The following is a 21,008-nucleotide window of genomic DNA, read 5'->3' as shown; positions in this document are numbered from 1 at the left end:
TCCGTCAGCGTCAGGCTCCTCGAGGCCGCGGCTCCCACTTGGGAACCGCGGCCTTCTTGTTTTTTCCGGCCTCTTTCCGGGCCGGGGCAGACAGCTCCACCAGCACGACCGTCCACAGACCAGCACGACACCACTAGGGAGGTGACCCGACGTGTTGACCCAATTCGCGACCGACGAGGCGGTGCTCGAGTCCCCGAGCGAGCCGTTCGGGTTCGAGCCGCTGGACCCGCTCTCGAAGCAGTGCCCGGACGATCTGCCCTGCCGGGTGGAAGACGCCGAGCTCTGGTTCGCCGACAACCCCGCCGACCTCGACCGGGCCAAGGCGCTCTGCCGGGACTGCCCGGCGCGGCTGGCCTGCCTGTCCGGCGCTCTCGAGCGTCGGGAGCCTTGGGGGGTGTGGGGCGGCGAGATCTTCGAGCGCGGCGCCATCGTCGCGCGCAAGCGCCCGCGCGGCCGCCCGCGCAAGGACGACCAGACCGTGGTCGCCGCATGAGCACTCAATCGACAACTCAATCTATGAATCGATCGGCAGCCCGAAACGCGCTGCCAAATCCAAGGAGCATCGAGATGTACACAATGTATGAAGCCCTGGCTCGCGAGCGAATGCTCGAGGAGCATCGACGCGCCCACGAGGCGCATCTGGCCAGTTCGCTGGCCGCGCGGCGCCGTTGGCACCGCGTGTCGCTGCGGGCCCGCGCCGCCGAGGCGCGGCATGCCCGGCGGCTGGAGGTGCTGAGCGCGCATTAGTCCCGGCCGCTGGCAGGACGGCCGGGCACCCGCCCGCACCGCTCACCGAAGCGGCCGTCGCAGCAGATGCTGCGACGGCCGCTTCCGTCGTCTCTGGCGTCCGAGTCCCGGCGCAGAATCTTGATCTTCATGCGGCGAGACAGGGCGTCACCACCAGGCTTGGTCGAGCTTGGCCTCGATCGAGCGGACGTACTGCCTGGTGCAGGCTGTGCACACCCAGCGGGTCCGCGGACCGTCGCTGGATTCGACGATGTCGGCCGTCCACCGCACCGGCGGATCGCCGTCGTGATCGGCGTCGGCCTGCCGCCCGCACAGCGCGCATTCACAGCTCACGCACCCCATTGCAGCACGGCGTCCCGACGCGAGTCGGCAACCTGCCGGCCAGCGGCGCGTCAGCCGCTGGTCACCATCGGCCGTTGATCAGTACAGCGCCATCGAACGTTCGAAGATCCCACCCAGGTCGTCCGCGGTCACCTCGCGCGGCGCGGTCGCGAGCAAGCGCTGTTGCTTGAGCGCGCCGTCGACGAGGTCGTCGACGTCGGCTTTGTCGAAGCCGACGGCGCCGATGCCGCCAGGGATGTCGATGTCGCGCATGAGCCGCGTCAGCACGTCCGGCAGGAACGCCGACCCCTCCGACGGCGATTCGGCGTCCGGCGCGAGCAGCCGCGCGGCGCGCAGGTGCCGTTCGGGGGCGGCGTCGTAGGTGAATCGGAACGCCTCCGGGGCCGTCAGCGAGACCGCCATGCCGTGCGGCACCATCGCCTCGTCGGCCGGGTAGCCGGCCGGCCGGAAGTCGCGCACCTGGCCGGCGATGGGGTAGGCGTTCGCGTGCGGGATGTGCACGCCGGCGTTGCCGAACCCGAGGCCGGCGAAGGTCGCCGCGAGCGCCATGTCGCGCCGTGCGTCGAGGTCGTCGCCGTGCTGCACCGCGCGCCGGAAGCTGGTCGCGAGCAGGCCGAGCGCCCGCTCGGACCACATGTCCGAGATCGGGTTCGACCCGCAGTAGGGCACCCGCTGCTCGGGTTGCTTACGCGCTCCGGCCGTGTACGGCTTCGCCGTGTAGCTCTCCAGCGCGTGACACAGGATGTCCATGCCGGCCGAGGCGGTGACCCCGGCCGGTTGGCTGATGGTCAGCAGCGGGTCGACGACGGCGAGGGTGGGCCGCAGCCGGGCGTGGCTGATGCCGCTCTTGACCCGTTGGGCCAGCACGTCGAGCACGCAGATGGTCGTGCTCTCCGAGCCCGTCCCGGTGGTGGTGGGCACCGCGACGAGCGGGTGCAGCGCGTGCACCGGGTCCTTGCCGCCGCCGACTGGCGCGTTCACGTAGTCCAGCAGCTCGCCCGGGTTGGTGAGCAGCAGGTTGACCGCCTTCGCGGTGTCGATGCTCGAGCCGCCGCCGACCGCGACGAACGCGTCCCACGGCCCGTTCGCGCGCGCCCAGTCGATGGCGGCCTGCATGCTCGCGTCAGTGGGTTCGATGCGCACGCCGTCATAGACCGCCGCCTCGACGCCGAACCGGCCCATCTGCTCCGCCACCCGGTGCGGCAGGCCGGTGGCGCCCACCCCGGGGTCGGTGACCACCAGCGCGCGGATGCTGCCGAGCTGGGAAAGGTCGTAGCCGATCTCGTCGGCCGCGCCGTCGCCGAACTTCAAGGTCGGCGCGCCATAGGTGAACACCGATTCGCGGGGGGCGGCCTGGGTCATTCGCCCTCCTTCGTCGGGCGATGACGGCGTGCTGGCCACATTGATGACCTCGCAAGCTCGGTCATTCGCTCGCTCCGTCCGGCGTGGTGGCGAATCCAGGTTGCCATGTCTCGGCCAGCGAGCGGAACGGCGCCGTCGCCTCGAGTTGGCACAGCACGCCGACCGTCCCGAGCGTCACCCGGTGGATGAGCATGTAGGACGGCGGCAGGTTCAGCTGGCGGGCGACCTTCGCCTCGTCGCGCCGGGGGTCGACGATGCGCGCGGCTTGCTCGCGCATCCACTGCCGACTGAAGGTGAAGGTCGGCTCCCGCAGCGGCTCGACCATCGGCCCCAGGAAGTCGAACACGTCGGCCGGGTCGATGGCGATGCCTGGGCGGATGAAGCCGAGTTCGCGCAGCCTCGCCATCGCCCCGTTCTGATCGCCTTCGACCGCCAAGCGGGTGAGCCGGCCCAGCGACTCCGGGTATCCGCCAGGCAGCCGGGCGACGGCCCCGAAGTCGAGGACCCCCAGCCGGCCGTCGGCGAGCATCCGGAAATTGCCTGGGTGCGGATCCGCGTGCAGCAGCTCGCACTTCGCCGGCGCGGAGTAGTGCAGCAGCGCGAGCAGCGAGCCCGCGCGGTCGCGTTCGTCCTGCGTGCCGGTCGCGATGACCTTCGACAGCGGCGTGCCGGTCATCCACTCCGTCACGATCGCTTTCGGCGCGCTCGCGACGACCCGCGGCGCCGCGATGTCCGGGTCGTCTGCGAAGCCGGCGGCGAACGCACGCTGGGCGTCGGCCTCTTGCGTGTAGTCCAGCTCCTCGAGCACGCGCTCCCGGATCTCGGCGAGCAGCGGCTTGACGTCGAGGCCGGGGGAGAAGCGGGAGAACAACCGGGCGAAGCGAGTCAGCTGGCTGAGGTCGGCCAGCAGCGCGGCGCCCGCGCCCGGGTACTGCAGCTTGACGGCGACCTCGCGGCCGTCGGACCACACGGCGTGGTGCACCTGGCCGATGCTGGCGGCGGCGGCCGGGATCTCGTCGAACTGCTGGAAACGGTCGGGCCAGCGCCGGCCGAACTGCTCGTCGAGCACCCGGCGCACCGCCGGCGCCGACATCGGCGGCGCGGCCTCCTGCAGCTTGGTCAGCGCCTCCCGGTAGGGCGCGGCGCTCTCCTCCGGCAGCGCCGCCTCGAACACCGACAGCGCCTGGCCGAGCTTCATCGCGCCGCCCTTGAGGCTGCCCAGCACCGTGAACAGCTGCTCCGCGGTCTTGGCCTGCAGCTCGGCTTGCACATCCGCCGCCGACCGACCGGTCATCCGGCGGCCGAGGCCGAGCGTGGCGCGCCCGGCGACGCCGAGCGGCAACGAGGCGAGTCGGGCGGTGCGCGCCCCGCGTCGCTGCGGGATCGCGTCGCCGAGATCGCGCCGGTTCGCGCGGGACCGCTCGCTTTCGCTCACCTGGCCATTGTGCCCGTCCGCGGCGACGCGCCGCGCCGTCAGCGCTGCCCCGCAGCGCGGCCGGTCGGCGACTGGGGGAGCTGGGCACAGTCGCATTCGGGGTGCATCGGCCAGCTGCGCCGGCGCAGCCGCCAGTCGGGCAGTTGCACTTCCAGCGTCGCGTTGACGGCCGCCGGCTGCTCGCCGTCGAGGAAGGCGAGGGCCTGCACGGCCGCCGCGCCGGCGACGAGGGTGGCCACCGCCACTGACGACGCCGGGCCGTGCCGGCGGCCGATGGTCAGCTGCACCGACAGCGCCGCCCACGCCGGGTCGCGGTCCTGACGGTGCAGGTCCGCGCACCGCAGGCAGCTGGTCAGACCCGGCAGCACCAGCGGGCCGATCACGCCGGAGTCGGCGCCCAGCCGGACGACGAGGTACGGCGCGTCCAGAGCGTGCAATGCCAGGCGGCGATCGTCGGAGACGGGCTCGTCCAGAGCGAGCACGGTGAGGTCCGCGGGCTCGTCCGGGTCGGGCGGTCCGGTGTCGACTTCGGGCGCCGCCCGGCGCAGGGCGTGCTCGGCGGCCTGCTGCAGCGGCCGGCCTTCGTCGCCCGGCGTGACGCCGCCGGGCGCGGCGCAGTGCAGCCGCACGTCGCCGCCGCCGGAGCAGTGGACGCGGCCGACGCCGGCCGACGCCAGCACGGCGCCGAGCTGGGCGGCGAGCCGGCTGGCGCCGTGCACCACGACCCGAGCGGTCTGCCGGGCGGCGAGGACATCAGCCGCAGCGGGGCCGTGGCGGCCGGCGAGCGAGGTGAGCTCCGGCGCGAGTCGCGGGCCGGGCGGTGACAATCGGCGATCATCCGGACCGCCCGGCCGACGCCACAGAAAGCCCGCCTCGGCCAGCGCGCGCAGCGTGTCTCGAACCGCGGGAGGCGCCGAGTCTCCCGAGTCTCCCGAGTTGACCGAGTCGGCGGGGTTTCGCGGGTCGCGGGGGTCGCCGGCACGCTGGGCCGCTGGGGCCGGCGCGCCGCTTCGGGTCGCGACGGCACGAGACCTCGGCGGCGGCAGGCTGGCGGCCACCGCCCGCAGCACCGGCGCCGGCAGCCCCTCGACGACGACCGCTCGATCGCCGACCTCGAGATGGACGCAGTCCGGCGAGCGCCACAGCAGCCGGGTCGCCGGCCCGAGCGTCAGATCGGTGTCGAAGCCGCCACTCGTTCCCGCGTCGCGTGCGCGCGGCGCGCTGGCCGTCTCGACCTCGCGGTCGGGTTGGCGGTCGGGCTCGGCATCAGACGCGCGGTCGGACGGGTGGTTGGACGGGGTCACGGCGCCACCGTGGCACACCGGCCGCTCGCGTTCGGCGCTTGTCCACAGCGGTGCACGGCGACTGGCGAAGACACTGGACGTGTCGCCTAGGTAACCCTCGAGTGAATGTCCACACCTGTGGACAACCGTGTGGACAGTCGCGGCCGGTTGTGGACGGGCGCGTCGATCGGGCGTGCCGTGCCCGCTGTGTCGGACGTGCTGGCTACGGTGGCCGCCATGAGCGGGAAATCGGCCGCAGGCGGCGCCGGGGTCGACGCCGGGGTCAGCGCGCGGTCGGCGCGCGGCGCGCGGGCCGATGTGGAGGTGCGGCGCAGTGCGCGCCGCCGCCGCACGGTCTCGGCATACCGGGAAGGCGAGCGGATCATCGTGCTGATCCCCAGCTGGTTCAGCGCCGCTGAGGAAGCGGAGTGGGTCGAGCGCATGGTCGCCCGAGTGGGCGTCGCCCCGCCGCGGCAGGTCGGCGACAGCGAACTCGCGGCCCGCGCCCGCGAGCTGTCCGGTCGCTACCTCGACGGCCGGGCGCAGCCGTCCAGCGTGCGGTGGGTTCCCGCGATGCGCACCCGGTGGGCGTCGTGCACGCCCGCGACCGGCGCGATCCGGCTGTCTCGGCGCTTGCAGGAGATGCCGCCGTGGGTGCGCGACTACGTGCTCGTGCATGAGCTGGCGCACCTGCTCGAGCCCGGGCACGGACCGCGGTTCTGGCAGCTTGTCCAGCGCTACCCGCGCACCGAGCGGGCACGCGGCTATCTGGACGGGGTCAGCGCCGCCGCGAACCTGGCGATCGCCGACGACCTCGCTGACGACGTGACGGACGACGTGGCGGACGAACTGGCGGACGAACTCGCCGGCTGAGCCTCAGCTGGCCTCGTCGTCAGCGGGGCCCCGTTCGTCGGTCGGGCCCCTTTCGTTGGTCGGGCTGGGGCGGTCGGTCGGGCTGGGCTCGTCGACGTCCAGCTCGCTGAGGTCGTCCGGCGCGTCGAACTGGCCGACCTTCTCGCCGTATCCGAGCGGATCGTCGAGATCCTCTGCGCTCGGCAGTAGGTCCGGGTGTGCCCAGATCTCGTCGCGGCCGCTCACGCCGCGCTTCTCGGTCACGCTCCACCACAGCGCCGCGGCCTCGCGCAGCCGTCGCGGCCGCAGCTCCAACCCGACCAGCGTCGCGAAGGTCTGCTCGGCCGGGCCGCCGGTGGCGCGCCGCCGACGCGAGGCCTCGCGCAGCGCCTCGGCCCCCGGCATCCGGTCGCCCGCAGCCGCGGCGACGACAGCGTCCACCCAGCCTTCTACGAGCGCGAGCAGCGTCTCCAACCGCCGTAGCGCCGCCTGCTGCTCCGGTGTCTGCTGCGGCGCGAACAGGCCGCCGGACAGCGCCTCCTGGACGCTTTCCGGATTCATCGGGTCGACTCCTGACATCGCCGACTCGATCGCCGACATGTCGAGGGAGATGCCGCGCGAATAGGCCTCGACGGTGTCGAGCAGCCGCTGCCGCAGCCAGGGCACATGCGAGAACAACCGCTGGTGCGCGGCCTCGCGCAACGCGAGGTAGAGCCGGACCTCGTCGGCGGGGCGGGCCAGCCCGTCGCTGAACGCGGCGACGTTCTCCGGCAGCAACGCGGCAAGCCCGGTGGGGCCGAGCGGGATGCCGATGTCAGTCGCGGAGACGACCTCCTGAGCAAGCCCGCCAAGACCCTGGCCGACCTGCGCGCCGAACATCAGGCCGCTGACCTGGTTCATGATGCCGGCGAGCGGATTGCCGGCGCCGAGCGCCTGCAGCTGCTCGGCCGGGATGGCCGCGGACATCGCCGAGACGACCCGCGCGGCCACCGGCTCGCACAGCTGCGTCCACACCGGGATCGTCTTGTCCAGCCACTCGCGCCGGGTCCACGACTCGGTCGTCTTGACGCCCGACGGCAGGTCGGTGACGTCGTCAAGCCACAGGTCGGCCAGCCGCAGCGCGTCCGCTGTCGCCGCCCGGTCGGCCGGGGAGACGATCGCCGTGCTGTCGCCAAGCGTCTGGACGGCGAGCTGCTTGGCGAGGTCCCAGTTGACCGGGCCGCCGGTCCAGGACAGCAGCTTCTGCAGCTCGCCGAAGAACCCGCCCATCTGCGCGGCGAACTCCTGCGGGTCCTTGGGCGGCTCGCCGTCGCCCGTCCCGAAGCCGAACGGCAGGTTCGTCATGTTGTCCACGGTAGTAGCGACGAACCGGCGGCGCCGGTCGTTCCCGCCGCCCGTGCAGCGTTGCGCCGACGGCGAACACCGCGACGTCGGTAGCGTCACCGGTTGTGGCGTGGATGCTGTGGCTTGCTGTGCCCGCGGCGCTGACGGCCCTGGCTGCGGTCGGCTCGTGGTTGTGCGCGCGGCCGAAGCGGACGCCGAACACCGACGAGGCGATGCGCGCCCATGCCGACTACCTCGACGCGCTGGCGCAGACCGCGCGGTCCAAAGACCGCGGCCCGTACGCCCCGCGCGACTGACACTGCGCGACTGATGCTCCGCGCCTGACACTGCGCCGCCAGCGCCGCTGTTAGCCGCCGGTTAGGCTGCCGGGCGTGCCTCGCCTGTCGCTCGCGTCGATCGAGAAGGTGCCTGGTGGGCGGGCCTTCGCGCGGCTGAGCAGGCGCGTGCGCACCCTCATCGTCGCGGGCGTGCTCTTCCTGGTGCTGTTCGTGCTCGCGCTCACCATGCCGGTGCCCTACGTCGTGCTCAGCCCCGGACCGACGTGCAACACGTTGTCGTCCTGCTACCACCAGCCGGTCATCACCATCGACGGCCTGGCGACTGCGAAGACCACCGGCCACCTGAATCTGACCACGGTCGGGGTCACCACCCAGTCGATCACCGCCTTTCAGGCGCTGTCCGGGTGGCTCGCATCGGACGAGGTCGTCGTGCCGCGCTCGGCGGTCTATCCGCCGGGCCAGAGCCAGCAGCAGACCGACGCGCAGAACACCCAGGAGTTCAGCGGCTCGCAGGACAACGCGACCTCCGCCGCGCTATGCCTGCTCGGCTATCCGCGCGGCTTCGGCATCCTCTCGGTGAGCGCCGCCGGGGCCTCCCACGGCATCTTGCGCCCGGGCGACCTGTTCGCCGCCGTCGCGAACCAGCCGGCCAACACCGAAGCTCGGCTGAGGACCGTGCTGTCCACCCAGCGACCGGGCACGCGGGTCCCGGTCGAGGTGAACCGGCAGGGCACGCCGACGACCGTCACCGTGCGGCTCGGGCCGCCGTCGAAGTCGCGCAAGGGGGCGTCGCTGGGCGTCGTGGTCACCACGAGCTGCCTGGCGCCGTTCACGATCAAACTGGGTCTCGGCAACGAGATCGGCGGCCCGTCCGCCGGGCTGATGTTCGCCCTCGGCATCATCGACAAGATCGGCCGCGACCGCTCCGGGCGCAGCTACGACCTCACTGCCGGGCAATTCATCGCCGGCACCGGCGAGATCACCGCCGCCGGCGCGGTCGAGCCGATCGGCGGCATCCAGCTCAAGATGATCGCTGCGAAACGCAAGGGCGCGACGGTCTTCCTGGCGCCTGCCGGCAACTGCTCGGACGTGCGCGGCGCCATTCCGGCCGGGCTGAAGGTCGTCAAGGTCAGCACGCTGACCCAGGCGGTCGACGACCTGCTCGCGATCCAGCGCAAGCAGCCGGTGCCGAGCTGCTGAGCTCGCTCGGCTGACCCGAACTCAGCCGAACGTCGCGTGCAAGGCCGCGACGAGATTCGGCGCGAGGTCGGGACCAGTGAGCACGTCGTCCTCCCCGTCGTCCCCCTGGTGCCCTTCTACGCCGACCCCGCGCAGGCGGAGCAGCGCCGCGCTCTCGCCGGCACGCAGCACGCCGACGACCAGCCGGGCCTCGCGCCGCTGCGGATGCCCCGCGGCCGCCTGCAAGTCCTCGACTCGAGCGTCGGCATCCGGCGGCAGCACCACGATCTCCTGGCTGAGCGCGCAGCCGGCCACCGAGTCCGGCCAGGCGATCCCGGCGAGCAGCTCGTCGAGCGGTTGATCGGGCAGCTCGCCCTGCTCGACCGGGGTCAGCTCGTCCTCGGCCAGCCGGTCGATGCCCAGCCGGGCGGCCGTCTGCGGCTCGTCCGCGGCGAACCGGCCCGCGCGCACCAGCGCGAACAGCGCCGGCGGTCTGTCCCACCCGCCGGCGTGGACGTGCGCCTCGATCTCGGCCACCGCATCCACAAGCACCGTGTCCACGCGCTTGGGGTCCACGAGCATCGCACCATCCTCACGCACGTTCTCGGCGGAACCGCAGGCCGGTTAGGTACGTTGACTGCGCGTTAGCGCCACTGCCTACAGATGGTCGAGGAGTTCCCTGTGTCGATGCGGCCGTCGATCCCGTCGGTGATCCTGTCGCGCCGCGCCAAGATCGTGCTGTCGGTCGTGGCGATCATCGTTGTGCTGCTGATCCTGCTGGTGAAGTTCGCCGGCGTCTACGTGAACTTCCTCTGGTACAGCCAGTTGGGCCATCGCAACGTCTACAGCACCGTCTTGTGGACCCGGGTGGCGCTGTTCTTCATCTTCGGCGTCCTGATGGTGTTGATCATTTGCGGCAACATGCTGCTCGCGTACCGGCTGCGGCCGCCGTTTCGGCCGATGTCGCCGGAACAGCAGAACCTGCAGCATTACGTGGCCATGGTCGAGCCGCGGCGCAAGCTCCTGCTCGCCGTCGTCGGCGTGCTGATCCTGCTGTCCGAGGGCGCCTCCGCGCAGGGCGACTGGCAGACCTGGCTGCTCTGGCTCAACGGCGGCTCGTTCGGCATGAAGGACCCGCAGTTCCACCGCGACATCTCCTTCTACGCCTTCGACTACAACGCCTACCGCGCGATGCTCAGCTTCGGCTTCACCGCGATCATCGTGTCGCTGCTGATCTCGATCGGCATCCACTACCTCGCCGGCGCGATCCGGCTGCAGACGCCCGGCCCGAAGGTCACGCTGTCCGCGCGCCGGCACCTCACCGTGCTCGTCTTCGTGTTCATGGCGCTGAAGGCAGTCGCCTATTGGCTCGACCGGTACGGCTTGGTGTTCTCGCAGCGCTCGAAGTTCACCGGCGCGAACTACACCGACGTGCACTCGGCCCTGCCGGCCAAGACGATCCTGTTCTGGATCGCGGTCGTGCTCGCGATCGGCGTGCTGGCCAGCCTGTGGCTGCGCAGCGCGCTGCTGCCGGGCATCGGCTTCGTGGTGCTGCTGGTGCTCAGCATCCTGATCGGCGGCATCTACCCGGCGATCGTCCAGCACCTGACGGTCAACCCGAACGCGAGCGACAAGGAACGCCCGTACATCGAGAAGAACATCCTGGCGACGCGGCAGGCTTATGGAATCGTCACCGACAACGGCAAGAACGGCGGTTCGGTCGATTACGTGACCTACCAGGCGAACACCTCTCCGCAGCCCTCGGCGATCACGGTCACGAACACCACGGTCGACAACATCCGCATCCTGGACCCCAATGTCATCAGCCCGACCGTCTCGAACTCGCAGAAGATCGGCCTGCCCTATGCGTTCTCGAGCAAGCTGGACGTCGACCGCTACTCGATACCCGACGCGACCGGCAAGAGCGTCCAGCACGACTACGTCGTCGCAGTGCGCGAGCAGGCGACCGGCAGCAACCTGAGCGGCTCGCAGGACAACTGGATCAACCAGCACACCGTCTACACGCACGGCTATGGCTTCGTCGCCGCCCAGGCCGACCAGGACGTCACGAACGGCGCTGACTACACCGAAAGCGACATCCCGCCGGTGGGTCCGCTCGACAACACGCAGCCGGACGTCTACTACGGCCAGCTGATGAACGACTACTCGATCGTCGGCGCGAAGGGCGCGCATCGGGAATTCGACGCGAACAACGGCGCCAAGGTCACGTACACCGGCAAGGGGGGCGTGTCGCTGAGCAACCCCTTCACCAAGCTCGCGTTCGCGTTGAAATACAAGGAGACGAACTTCATCCTGAACGACGCGGTCAGCGCGCCGGGCGCGAAGATCATCTTCAATCGCAACCCGAAAACCATGCTGCAGCGGGTGGCGCCGTTCCTGACCGTCGACGGCGACCCCTATCCCATCGTGGACTCGAAGACCCACCACATCGTCTGGATGCTCGACGGCTACACCACGATGGCGAACTTCCCGTACTCCGAGCGGCAATCGCTGTCCGACCTCACCGGCACCACGCTGCGCCAAGACCAGTCCGACACGCAGATCAACTACATCCGCAACTCGGTCAAGGCGACTGTCGACGCCTACGACGGCACGATCAAGCTCTACGATTGGGACACGAAGGACCCGGTGCTCAACGCCTGGAAGAAGATCTTCCCCGGGCTGGTCAAGCCGGAAAAGGACATGCCAGCGCAGATCAAGGCGCACGTGCGCTATCCGCAGGACCTTTTCGACGTGCAGCGCGCGCTGCTCGCGCAGTACCACATCAGCAACCCCGTCGACTCATACAATGCCGCGGGCAAATGGGCGGTGCCGGTGGACCCGTTCAGCCCGGGCGCGGGCGACCAGCCGTCCTACTACGTGCTCGCCAGCCCGCCGGGCAGCTCCAGCAACACCCCGCAGTTCCAGCTGACCACGCCGATGCTGGTCAACAGCGGCAACAACCTCGCCGCCTATATCTCGGCGAACAGCGACCCGTCCTCGCCGGACTACGGCAAGCTCACGGTGCTGCAGGTGCCGGGCAAGTCGAACTACAACGGGCCGGGCCAGGTGGCCAACGACTTGAAGAGCGAGGCGACGATCAGCAAGGACATCACCCAGCTCGACGCGGGACAGTCGACCGTTCTGCACGGAAACCTGCTGACGCTGCCGGTCGGCAACGCGTTCCTGTATGTCGAGCCGCTCTATGTCGAGTCGACCGGCAGCTCGTCGGCGTTCCCGACACTGCAGCGCGTGCTGGTCCGCTACGGCGACAAGATCGGGTACAGCGACACCCTCGACAAGGCGCTCGGCGAGATCCGCAGCGGCGCCGTGGCGGGGTCGTCGCTGTCGACGCTCGGCTCGACGTCCACCGGCACCGGCACTGGGACTCCGACCGCGGCGCCGACGTCGTCCGCGCCCCCCGTCTCGAGCTCGAGCACGGCGCCGACGTCGTCGCCGACAACGCCGACGACCGGGGGGCCGACGTCGGTCAACACCCTGCTGTCCCAGCTCGCGACCGCGAACCAGCAGCTCAACTCCGCCTACGACTCGCACGACCCGACCCGCATCGCGCAGGCGCAGGCGAACGAGTTGAAAATCGTCCAACAGCTGTTGAAGGCGCGCACCCCGACCAAGTGAGGCGCGCGCGTGATCACCTCTGCGCACGCTGAGCGGGCGTGTGGCGGCGGTGAACGCAGCGCGCCTGAGGACCCCGGCAGACCCCTTGATCGCGGCGTGCCGATTTGATTAAGCTCCCAACGCCGGACATTGTGATCCCCAATAGAAGTGTGAAACGCCGGCAGCGGTCAGCGAAAGGCACGCTGACCACCGGTCGCGAAGTCGGGGAGTCCATTCGATGGTGAACAGCGTCGTCGCTTTTCTCGCGCTCGTCCTGGCGGTGGGCGTGGTCGGCTGGCTCCGGTCCTACCGGCTCGCCCGCCGGCGCAGCGGCGTCGCCGGGCGGCACGCCCGCACCAGCGCCCACGCGCCCACCGCGCTGTCCGGGCCGGCCACGCGAGTGCTGTGGGCGGCGGTGGTCTCGGTGTCCGCCGGCGCCCTCGCCTTCTGTTCGCTGGTGTTGCCCTCGAACGCGAGCGCGACCCCGCAACGGCACGCGGCGACGGCGGCTAGCGGCAACGGGGACTACCCGACCAGCAGCGCGGCGTCGACCGGGAACGGCGACTACCCGAGCAGCGGAAGCTCGTCCTCGACGACGAGCGGGGGCTACCCGAGCAGCAACAGCGACTACCCGAGCAACACCGGCACCGCCAGCACCTCGAGCGGCGCGACGAGCACCTCCACGGGCAGCACGAGCACGTCCACGGGCAGCACGAGCACGTCCACGGGCGGCACGAGCACCTCGACCGGCGGCACAAGCGCGTCGACCACCGGCGGCAGCGGCGGCACCGAGACCTCGATCTCGACCGGCTCGTCCGGCGTGCTCGGCGCGTCAGCTTCCCAACACGCCCAATCTGGCGCCTCGAGCTCGAGTCCGCTGGGCGTCGCCGGCGAGTCGGCCAGCACGGCCGGATCAGGCAGCGCTGGGCTGTCCGCGACCGGCTTCGACGCTGTCGGCGGGACCGCGGCCGGGGTCGGCGCGCTCGCGCTCGGTTACCTGCTGCAGCTGCTCGGCCGCCGTCGCCGCACGCACTGAGGCTGCGGCTAGGCCACTGTCGCGTCGGAGAGTTCCGTCTCGCGCACGAACGCTGCGGTGGTCACGTCCAGGTCCGGGCGGCATTGGCTGACACGTCGTCCGGTTGCTGCTGCGACTCCAGCTCCGCCGCGACCCGCGCCAGATAGAACTCGCTCGCCTGCCGGGTCTGCGCGTCGTCCCAGCCGAGCAGCGGCGCCATCAACCTCGCGACGACCGGCGCCGCGGCCACGCCGCGGTCCCACGCCTCGATCGACGCCCGGGTGCGCCGGGCGAGCACGTCGTCGACGTGCCGGGCGCCCTCGTGGGTCACCGCGTACACGACCTCGGCCTGCAAATAGTCGTCGCAGCCGGGCAACGGCTCGGCGAGAGCGGGGTTCGCGACGACGACGTCGAGCACCTCGTCGACCAGCGAGCCGTAGCGGCCGAGCAGATGATCTATGCGCGCCACGTGCAGCCCGGCGCGCGCGGCCAGCGCCGCGCGCTGGTTGCGCAGGGCCGGGTAGCCGTCGGCCCCGGCGAGCAGGACGCGGTCGCTGATCGACTCCGGGACCCGCGCGTCCAGCCCGCGCGCCGCCTCGTCCACCACGTCTCTGGCCATCACCCGGTAGGTCGTGTACTTGCCGCCGGCGACGACCACCAGACCGGGCACCGGATGCCCGACGACGTGCTCGCGGGACAGCTTGGACGTCGACTCGCTTTCCCCGGACAGCAGCGGCCGAAGTCCGGCGTACACCCCCTGCACATCCGCCCGGCTCAGCGGCGAGGCGAGCACCGAGTTCACCTGCTCGAGGAGGTAGTCGATGTCCGCGGCGCTGGCGGCCGGATGCGCTAGGTCGAGGTTCCAGTCGGTGTCGGTCGTGCCGATGATCCAGTGCCGGCCCCACGGGATGACGAACAGCACGCTCTTCTCGGTGCGCAGGATGATCCCGGTGCTCGACTGCAGCCGGTCGCGTGGCACGACGAGGTGCACGCCCTTCGACGCGCGCACGTGGAACTGGCCGCGGGTCTCGGCCATCCGCTGCGTCTCGTCGGTCCACACGCCGGTCGCGTTGATCACCTGACGCGCGCGGACGGCGAACCGCTCGCCCGTGACGAGATCGACGATCTCTGCGCCGGTGACCCGCTCGCCTTCGCGCAGGAACCCGACGGCCTGGGCCTGGTTGGCGACGTGCGCGCCGTAGGAGGCGGCGGTGCGCACGACGGTCATCGTGTGCCGCGCGTCGTCGACCTGCGCGTCCCAGTAGGCGATGGCGCCGGTGAGCGAGTCCGGCTTCAGGCACGGCGCCTCGCGCAACGCCCGCTTGCGGGTCAGGTGGCGGTGGCGCGGCAGCCCGCGCGCGGCGCCGAGGGCGGTGCCCATCGTGTCGTAGAGCAGCACGCCGGCGCCGACGTATGGCCGCTCCCATCCGCGGTGCGTCAACGGGTAGAGGAACTGCACCGGGCGGACGAGGTGCGGCGCGAGCGTCGTCGCGAGCAGGGCGCGCTCGTGCAGCGCCTCGCGGACCAGCTCGAAGTCGAGCATCTCGAGATAGCGCAGACCGCCGTGGATCAGCTTGGACGAGCGCGAGGACGTCCCGCTGGCCCAGTCGCGCGCCTCGACCAGGCCGACGGCGAGCCCGCGGGTCACCGCGTCCAGAGCCGCGCCGGCGCCAACCACGCCGCCGCCGATCACGAGCACGTCCAGCTCGGCGCCGCGCAGCGCCTGCAGCGCGTCGGCACGTGCCGCCGGGGACAGCGGGACGGTGATCACCTGGTGCGCCCTTTCACTCGTGCCACGGGTGGCCGGGCGACCGGTCGGTCAGCCGGTGTCGACCCAGTCCAGGGTGCGCCCGACCGCCTTCTGCCAGCCGGCGTACCCCTCGGCTCGCTGCCGCTGCGACCATTGTGGCGTCCAGTGCTGTGCCTCGTTCCAGTTGGCGCGCAGCTCGTCGGTGTCGCGCCAGAAGCCGACCGCGAGCCCGGCCGCGTAGGCCGCGCCGAGCGCGGTCGTCTCGGCCACGGCCGGCCGGCTGACCGGGACGCCGAGGATGTCGGCCTGCAATTGCATGCACAGGTCGTTCGCCGTGACCCCGCCGTCCACCTTGAGCGCTTCGAGCCGGACACCGGAGTCCTTCGCCATCGAGTCGACGACGTCGCGGGTCTGGTAGCAGATCGCCTCGAGGGTCGCCCGAGCCAGATGGGCGTTCGTGTTGTAGCGGGACAGCCCGACGATCGCGCCGCGCGCGTCGCTGCGCCAGTAGGGCGCGAACAGCCCGGAGAAGGCCGGGACGAAGTAGACGCCGCCGTTGTCGGGCACCTGGCGGGCCAGCGACTCGACCTCGGCCGCGCCGGAGATGATGCCGAGCTGGTCGCGCAGCCACTGCACCGCCGCTCCGGTCACCGCGATCGACCCCTCGAGCGCGTAGACCGGAGCGGCGTCGCCGAACTGGTAACAGATCGTCGTCAGCAGTCCGTGCTCGCTGCGGACGAGTTCGGCGCCGGTGTTCAGGAGCAGGAAGTTGCCGGTGCCGTAGGTGTTCTTCGCCTCGCCCACGTCGAAGCAGACCTGCCCGACCGTGGCTGCCTGCTGGTCGCCCAAGTCGGCGGTGAGCCGCAGGCCGCGTGCCACGGCCGGCAAACGGACCTCACCGTAGCCGGCCGGGTCCGACGACGGACGGATTGCCGGAAGCATACCTCGCGGTATGCCGAAGATGGCCAGCAGCTCGTCGTCCCAGTCGAGCGTCTGCAGGCTCATCAGCATCGTGCGGCTCGCGTTGGTGACGTCGGTGACGTGCACGCCGCCGTCCGGGCCGCCGGTCAAGTTCCACAGCAGCCAGGTGTCGGTGGTGCCGAAGATCGCGTCGCCGCGCTCGGCCGCCGCGCGGGCGCCGTCGACGTTGTCGAGGATCCACTGCACCTTCGGCGCGGAGAAGTAGGTGGCCGGCGGCAGGCCGGACTTGCCGCGAATGACGTCGCCGCGGCCGTCTCGCTCGAGGGCGGACGCGATCCGGTCGGTGCGGGTGTCCTGCCAGACGATCGCATTGTGCAGCGGTCGCCCGGTGCGCCGGTCCCACACGACGGCAGTCTCGCGCTGATTGGTGATGCCGAGCGCGGCGAAGTCGCTCGGGGCCAGCCCGGCGCGGTTGATCGCGGTCTGCAGCACGGTGCTGGCGCGTTCCCAGATCTCGGTCGGATCGTGCTCCAGCCAGCCGGCGCGCGGCATGATCTGCTCGTGTTCGAGCTGGTGCCGGCCGCGCTCGTTGCCCGCGTGGTCGAAGATCATGAAGCGAGTGCTGGTCGTGCCCTGGTCGATGGCCCCGACGAAATCGGCCACGTGTCACCTCTTCCCGTGCCAGATCTGCGTGCAGTTCTCGGACCGGTCGCTGCGGATCAGCGGGCGTCGGCCGCGGCGACGCGCTCGCGCAGGCCGGCGGCCATCCCGGCGATGGTGGCCGCGTCGAAGAACCCGCCCGCGACGTCGGCGACGCGCTGGTGGCGGACGGGCGCCAGCCGCAAGCGCAGCGCGACGCGGGTGCGGCTCGGCGCGCGCGGTTCGAGGGTGATCGCCCAGCTCATCGACACCCGACCTCGCGTGGACGTGTAGACGATCGACTCCGGCCTGGTGAGCCGGGCTACTTCGAAGGTGGCGTTCTTGCCGCCGTAGTCAGGCACGACGTCGCCCACCTGCAGCTGCTGCCATCTCGGGTCGATCGCGCGCGTCGCGCGCCGGCTCGCCGGGAGCAGCGCTTCGACAGCGCGGGGGAGGTACCAGCCGGCCCGGCTCTTGCCGAGCTGGACGAGCCACGGCCACACCTCGTCGGGCTGGGCGTCGAGGGTGAACGCGCGGTCCATGACGACATCGGCTGGCGCCACGAGCTCGTCGCCGGGCCGCGCGACCTCGCGCTCGTGGTCGGTCGGGCTGATCGACGCGAACACCCCTGCCTCCCTGCGCCAGCCGACGGGGATGGACGCGACGTCGATCCTCCCGGGTCGACCCGGCCGTGTCGATCACCTCTTCCGGTCCCCGGGCTGGGGGCCTCCGCGGCGGGCGGCGGCGCAGCCCGATGTGCGTCGGCGGGAATGGCCAGGACGTCCCCCAGCAAGGATGATGGACACCCGATCAGCGTGACTGAGCGAAAGGCATGCACGACGTGACGGGGATCGAGTTCTCGGTGCTGGGGCCGTTGCGTGCGCGAGCCGCTGGCCGAGCGGCCGAGCTGGGACCCGGACGGCGGCGCACAACACTCGCCGCGCTGCTCGTCGATGTGGGTCACGTCGTGCCCCTTGATGTGGTGGTGGCTCGGGTGTGGGACGACGAACCTCCCGACAACCCGGCCGCGGCGGTGCACAGCTATGTTTCGCGGCTGCGCGCCGCCTTGCGCACCGTCGACCAAGACGGCAATCAGACGATGGCCCCGTTACTGACCCAGGCGCCAGGCTATTTGCTCGCGGTGCAACCGCAGTCCGTCGACGCGGTGGTGTTCGAGCGGCTTCTCGACGACGCACGGCGACTTCGTCCGGTCGACGCCGCAGCGGCCCGCGATCGCATCGACGAGGCGCTGGCCCTGTGGCGAGGCCGGCCCTACGCCGACATCACAGCACGGTTTGCCGAGACCGAGTCCACGCGTCTGCAGAGCTTGCACACCGCTGCGCAAGAGCTCGCGATCGACTGCGACCTCGAGCTCGGGCGGCACGTGTACGTGGAGCAGATCGAGGCCATGCTGGCGGTCGACCCGCTTCGGGAGACCCTGCACGGCGCGCTCATGCTCACGCTGTATCGCGGCGGTCGCCAGGCCGAGGCGCTGCGACAGTTCGATCTCCTCAGGCGCACGCTGGCCGAAGAGCTCGGCATGGATCCGAGCCCCGACCTGCGCGACCTGCACGCGCGCATCCTCCGGCAGGACTCGTCGCTGAACGCCCCCGCGGCAGAGCCTGGCGTCAGACGTGCCCGGCAGGTTCCTGCGCCGGCCTCTCAGTCCGAGTTCGCCGCTTCGCTGCGGATGGTCGGTCGAGAGGGCGAACTCGAGCGACTGCAGGAGGTCCTGCGCCGGGCCTGGAAGTCCGGCGACTCAGTCGCCACCGCAATCGTCGGCGAGGCGGGCATCGGCAAGAGCCGACTGCTGGAGGAGAGCTCCGCTCTGGCTGCCCGCGAGGGCGTTGTCGTCGCATGGGGCCGCTGCTGGCAGCACGACGGAGCGCCGACCCTGTGGCCGTGGCTGCAGGTGCTCCGCGCCGTCGCCGCGGCCGTCTCCCGGGACATCCTCGCCAACGCCGTGACCGGACGCGGCGCCGCCGTGCGCAGCATCCTGCCGGAACTGGGCGCGACGAACTGGCCGGTGTCTCCTCCCGCCGACCCCGAGTCGCTGGAGGAGAGTCAGGTTCGGCTCTTCGACTCGGTCACGTCGTTTTTCGAGACCGTCGGCGCCGAGCAGCGCCTGCTGCTCGTCCTGGAAGACATGCACTGGGCCGATCCAGCAAGCAGGCGGCTCGCGGAGTACCTCGTGACGCACGTCGCCGGCACTGGGCTCGCGGTGCTGCTGTCGGTGCGTTCGCCGAGCGAGGACGCCGCCACCCCGGGCCGAGAGCTGCTCGCCGCGCTGGCCCGCACGGGGCGCAGCGAACGCATCGCACTGACTGGACTGCACGCGGACGCGGTCCGGCTCCACGTCGCCGACCGCATCGGGGCGCACCTCGACGACGCGACCGCCCAGGCACTCGTGGATCGCACTGAGGGAAATCCGTTCTTCGTCGGCGAGATCGTCCAGCTGCTCGTCGCAGACCCGGCCGGTCGGGACGGCGGATCGGGAAGCACCCACCAGGTGTCCGCCGGGGTGCCGGACAGTGTCCGCGAAGTCGTGTTGCGCCGCCTTCATCAGTTGGGCGAGGCGCATCTCGGTGTGCTGCGCTCGGCGGCGGTCGTCGGTCGCACGTTCGACCTCGACCTGCTTCACGAGGTGAGCGGCGCGGGCCTAGACGACGTCGATGAGGCCGTCGATCACGCGACGGAGGCGGGTTTCCTCTGTTCCGAGGCCGGAGCGGTCGGCCAGCACCGATTCACGCACGCGATCGTCCAGCAGGCCCTGTTCGAGGACACCGGACCGGCTCGCCGGCGTCGGTTGCACGCGCAGATCGCCGAGGTCTTGCGGGCTGGGTCAGGGGTCGGGGTAACCCGGCACGCGGACCGGCTGATTCACCATCTCGCCCAGGCCGGTGGGAGCGAGAATCTCGACGAGGCGGCGGGATTGTGCCTGGCGGTCGCCGACGCGGCTGCTCGGCAGGCCAACTACCCGGAGGTGGAAACCCTTCTCCTGCAGGCGCTGGACTACGCCACCCGTATCGACGGCCCGAACGCGGAATCTCGCGAGCTGTCGACCAGAGTCCGGTTGTGCTCGCTGTATGACTACTTCTGCAGACCTGACTATCCGGCCACGGCCGGCCATCGGCAGCGGGCGCTGGAACTCGCGCGACGATCGGCCCGGGGCCGCGACCTCGTGGCGATCCTGAACTCTGCGGCATCGACGACGCTCGGGGCCGCGAACTTTCCCTCGACCGCGGCCATCGTGCAGGAGATGCGAGTGACCGCCGAGGCCACGGACGACCCGGTGCTCGAGGCAGCGGCGTATCTCGCGGATGCGCTCACCCTGGTCCAGCAGGGCCGCTTCGAGGAGACGATCACCGCGTGCACCCGGACCGTGACCGTCATGGAACAGTTCGACACCGAGCCCTGGTCGAACGTGATGCTCACGCCGTTCGAGGCGACCTACGGCTGGCGCTTGTTCGCGTTCGCGATGGTCGGTCGCGCCGATCCGGACACGGACCCGGCCGTCGCGGCCGACCTCGCCAGGACTCGCGAGCTGGCTGCCAGTCCGGTGCCTTCGATCAGCGGCAACGTCGAGGGCCTGTTGGCCCTCTACTTCGCTGTGCGGGACCGGCCCGCCGATGCGCTTCCGCACGCGGCCCGCGCTGTGGAGATCGCGGCTGCGACCGGCAACCTGTCGGTGCTTGCCTACCTTCGGATCGTGGCCGCCTGGGCTGCTCCCGATGCGAGCGAGGAACACCTCGACGAAGCTATGGGCGCGGTGGAAGGCCCGGCGGCGGTCGTGATGCGGCCCTTCCTACGCCTGTTGGCGGCCGACGCGCATCTGCGCGCCGGCCGCCCTGAGCGGGCCCGGCTGCTACACGAGCAGGCTTCGGCCGAGGCCGAAGCGACGGGCAACCGGCTCTTCCCGCCGGGCCCGCTCCGTCGTCTCGCGGGGCTCACGAGCACGGGCGTCTCGGCGAGCGTCGTACGGAGGCGGGAAGCCTAACTCCTTCACCGTGTCCTACCGCTCATCAGCTGGACAGCGAACCATCCGGCGAGTCACGTGTGCGGATCGATGTCTGCGGGATTGTCGACCGCGCGCGGCGGCGTCGGCTCGACGGGCTCGGCGGTGCCGAGAGCGATTGCGATTACTTGCGCCGGCGTGAGCGGCGCATTGCCGGCAGCTCGAGCGATGTCGGCGCCGGCGTCCGCCTCGCTGGGCACGTGCGACATGGGATCTCCCTTCCCGTGG

18 protein-coding genes are annotated in these 21,008 nt (G+C 71.2%); 8 read left to right on the top strand and 10 right to left on the bottom strand.

Annotation, left to right across the window (positions count from 1 at the left end; genetic code table 11):
- Window positions 1-220 precede the first annotated feature (220 nt).
- The gene (locus tag ACFFBG_RS06260) at window positions 221-493 is read left to right on the top strand and encodes a WhiB family transcriptional regulator (RefSeq protein ID WP_375477216.1); all 273 of its coding nucleotides are present in this window, start codon (window positions 221-223) and stop codon (window positions 491-493) included.
- Between the two features lie 74 nt (window positions 494-567).
- Window positions 568-747 (top strand): hypothetical protein, encoded by a 180-nt coding sequence (locus tag ACFFBG_RS06255; protein WP_375476755.1) that lies wholly within the window; start codon window positions 568-570, stop codon window positions 745-747.
- 147 nt (window positions 748-894) lie between these two features.
- Here ACFFBG_RS06255 and ACFFBG_RS06250 read toward each other — a convergent pair whose 3' ends face one another.
- The 4 genes from ACFFBG_RS06250 to ACFFBG_RS06235 form a co-directional block, all read right to left on the bottom strand.
- Window positions 895-1,080: a hypothetical protein gene (locus ACFFBG_RS06250; protein ID WP_375476753.1), complete on the bottom strand. Its 186-nt coding sequence runs from the start codon at window positions 1,078-1,080 to the stop codon at window positions 895-897.
- Window positions 1,081-1,167: 87 nt separating this feature from the next.
- Window positions 1,168-2,451, bottom strand: a complete 1,284-nt coding sequence (locus ACFFBG_RS06245; protein WP_375476751.1) for a hydroxyacid-oxoacid transhydrogenase — start codon at window positions 2,449-2,451, stop codon at window positions 1,168-1,170.
- 61 nt (window positions 2,452-2,512) lie between these two features.
- A complete protein-coding gene (locus ACFFBG_RS06240) occupies window positions 2,513-3,886 on the bottom strand; it encodes an ABC1 kinase family protein (RefSeq protein WP_375476749.1) in 1,374 nt (457 codons plus the stop codon).
- A 38-nt stretch (window positions 3,887-3,924) separates the two neighbouring features.
- Window positions 3,925-5,190: a TOMM precursor leader peptide-binding protein gene (locus tag ACFFBG_RS06235; RefSeq protein WP_375476747.1), complete on the bottom strand. Its 1,266-nt coding sequence runs from the start codon at window positions 5,188-5,190 to the stop codon at window positions 3,925-3,927.
- A 216-nt stretch (window positions 5,191-5,406) separates the two neighbouring features.
- Between ACFFBG_RS06235 and ACFFBG_RS06230 the strand changes: the two genes are divergently transcribed.
- Window positions 5,407-6,042, top strand: coding sequence for a M48 family metallopeptidase (locus ACFFBG_RS06230; protein WP_375476745.1), 636 nt, complete (start codon window positions 5,407-5,409; stop codon window positions 6,040-6,042).
- Window positions 6,043-6,045: 3 nt separating this feature from the next.
- Here the strand turns inward: ACFFBG_RS06230 and ACFFBG_RS06225 are convergent, their stop codons facing one another.
- Entirely contained in the window at window positions 6,046-7,365 is a 1,320-nt protein-coding gene (locus ACFFBG_RS06225) for a zinc-dependent metalloprotease (RefSeq protein WP_375476743.1), read from the bottom strand.
- 104 nt (window positions 7,366-7,469) lie between these two features.
- Between ACFFBG_RS06225 and ACFFBG_RS06220 the strand changes: the two genes are divergently transcribed.
- Both ACFFBG_RS06220 and ACFFBG_RS06215 read left to right on the top strand, forming a co-directional pair.
- A complete protein-coding gene (locus ACFFBG_RS06220; RefSeq protein WP_375476741.1) occupies window positions 7,470-7,661 on the top strand; it encodes a hypothetical protein in 192 nt (63 codons plus the stop codon).
- 75 nt (window positions 7,662-7,736) lie between these two features.
- Entirely contained in the window at window positions 7,737-8,843 is a 1,107-nt protein-coding gene (locus tag ACFFBG_RS06215) for a PDZ domain-containing protein (protein ID WP_375476739.1), read from the top strand.
- A 21-nt stretch (window positions 8,844-8,864) separates the two neighbouring features.
- Here the strand turns inward: ACFFBG_RS06215 and ACFFBG_RS06210 are convergent, their stop codons facing one another.
- Window positions 8,865-9,404: a PPA1309 family protein gene (locus tag ACFFBG_RS06210; protein ID WP_375476737.1), complete on the bottom strand. Its 540-nt coding sequence runs from the start codon at window positions 9,402-9,404 to the stop codon at window positions 8,865-8,867.
- Between the two features lie 105 nt (window positions 9,405-9,509).
- Between ACFFBG_RS06210 and ACFFBG_RS06205 the strand changes: the two genes are divergently transcribed.
- Together ACFFBG_RS06205 and ACFFBG_RS06200 are read left to right on the top strand one after the other, a co-directional pair.
- Complete coding sequence (locus tag ACFFBG_RS06205) at window positions 9,510-12,461, top strand: UPF0182 family protein (RefSeq protein WP_375477214.1); 2,952 nt, start codon at window positions 9,510-9,512, stop codon at window positions 12,459-12,461.
- A gap of 217 nt (window positions 12,462-12,678) precedes the next feature.
- Window positions 12,679-13,476 carry a hypothetical protein gene (locus ACFFBG_RS06200; RefSeq protein WP_375476735.1) on the top strand — a complete coding sequence of 266 codons (798 nt, stop codon included), beginning with the start codon at window positions 12,679-12,681 and terminating at the stop codon, window positions 13,474-13,476.
- A 61-nt stretch (window positions 13,477-13,537) separates the two neighbouring features.
- On the opposite strand, the gene ACFFBG_RS06195 is transcribed toward ACFFBG_RS06200, so the two are convergent.
- From ACFFBG_RS06195 to ACFFBG_RS06185, 3 genes are read right to left on the bottom strand one after another with little or no spacing between them, the layout of a single operon-like run.
- A complete protein-coding gene (locus ACFFBG_RS06195; RefSeq protein ID WP_375476733.1) occupies window positions 13,538-15,226 on the bottom strand; it encodes a glycerol-3-phosphate dehydrogenase/oxidase in 1,689 nt (562 codons plus the stop codon).
- Between the two features lie 48 nt (window positions 15,227-15,274).
- Window positions 15,275-16,789, bottom strand: a complete 1,515-nt coding sequence (glpK, locus tag ACFFBG_RS06190) for a glycerol kinase GlpK (protein WP_375476731.1) — start codon at window positions 16,787-16,789, stop codon at window positions 15,275-15,277.
- A gap of 56 nt (window positions 16,790-16,845) precedes the next feature.
- On the bottom strand, window positions 16,846-17,391 hold the full coding sequence (locus ACFFBG_RS06185; RefSeq protein WP_375476729.1) for a hypothetical protein: 546 nt from the start codon (window positions 17,389-17,391) through the stop codon (window positions 16,846-16,848).
- A 206-nt stretch (window positions 17,392-17,597) separates the two neighbouring features.
- On the opposite strand from ACFFBG_RS06185, the gene ACFFBG_RS06180 reads away from it, so the two are divergent.
- Window positions 17,598-20,762, top strand: coding sequence for a BTAD domain-containing putative transcriptional regulator (locus ACFFBG_RS06180; protein ID WP_375476727.1), 3,165 nt, complete (start codon window positions 17,598-17,600; stop codon window positions 20,760-20,762).
- Window positions 20,763-20,815: 53 nt separating this feature from the next.
- On the opposite strand, the gene ACFFBG_RS06175 is transcribed toward ACFFBG_RS06180, so the two are convergent.
- Window positions 20,816-20,989 carry a hypothetical protein gene (locus tag ACFFBG_RS06175; RefSeq protein WP_375476725.1) on the bottom strand — a complete coding sequence of 58 codons (174 nt, stop codon included), beginning with the start codon at window positions 20,987-20,989 and terminating at the stop codon, window positions 20,816-20,818.
- Between the last annotated feature and the right edge of the window lie 19 nt (window positions 20,990-21,008).

The organism is uncultured Jatrophihabitans sp., assembly GCF_964251945.1.
In the GTDB taxonomy this organism is placed as follows: Bacteria; Actinomycetota; Actinomycetes; order Mycobacteriales; family Jatrophihabitantaceae; genus Jatrophihabitans.
Note: the sequence above shows the minus strand (reverse complement) of the source record. Positions and strands in the feature narration are given on the sequence as shown.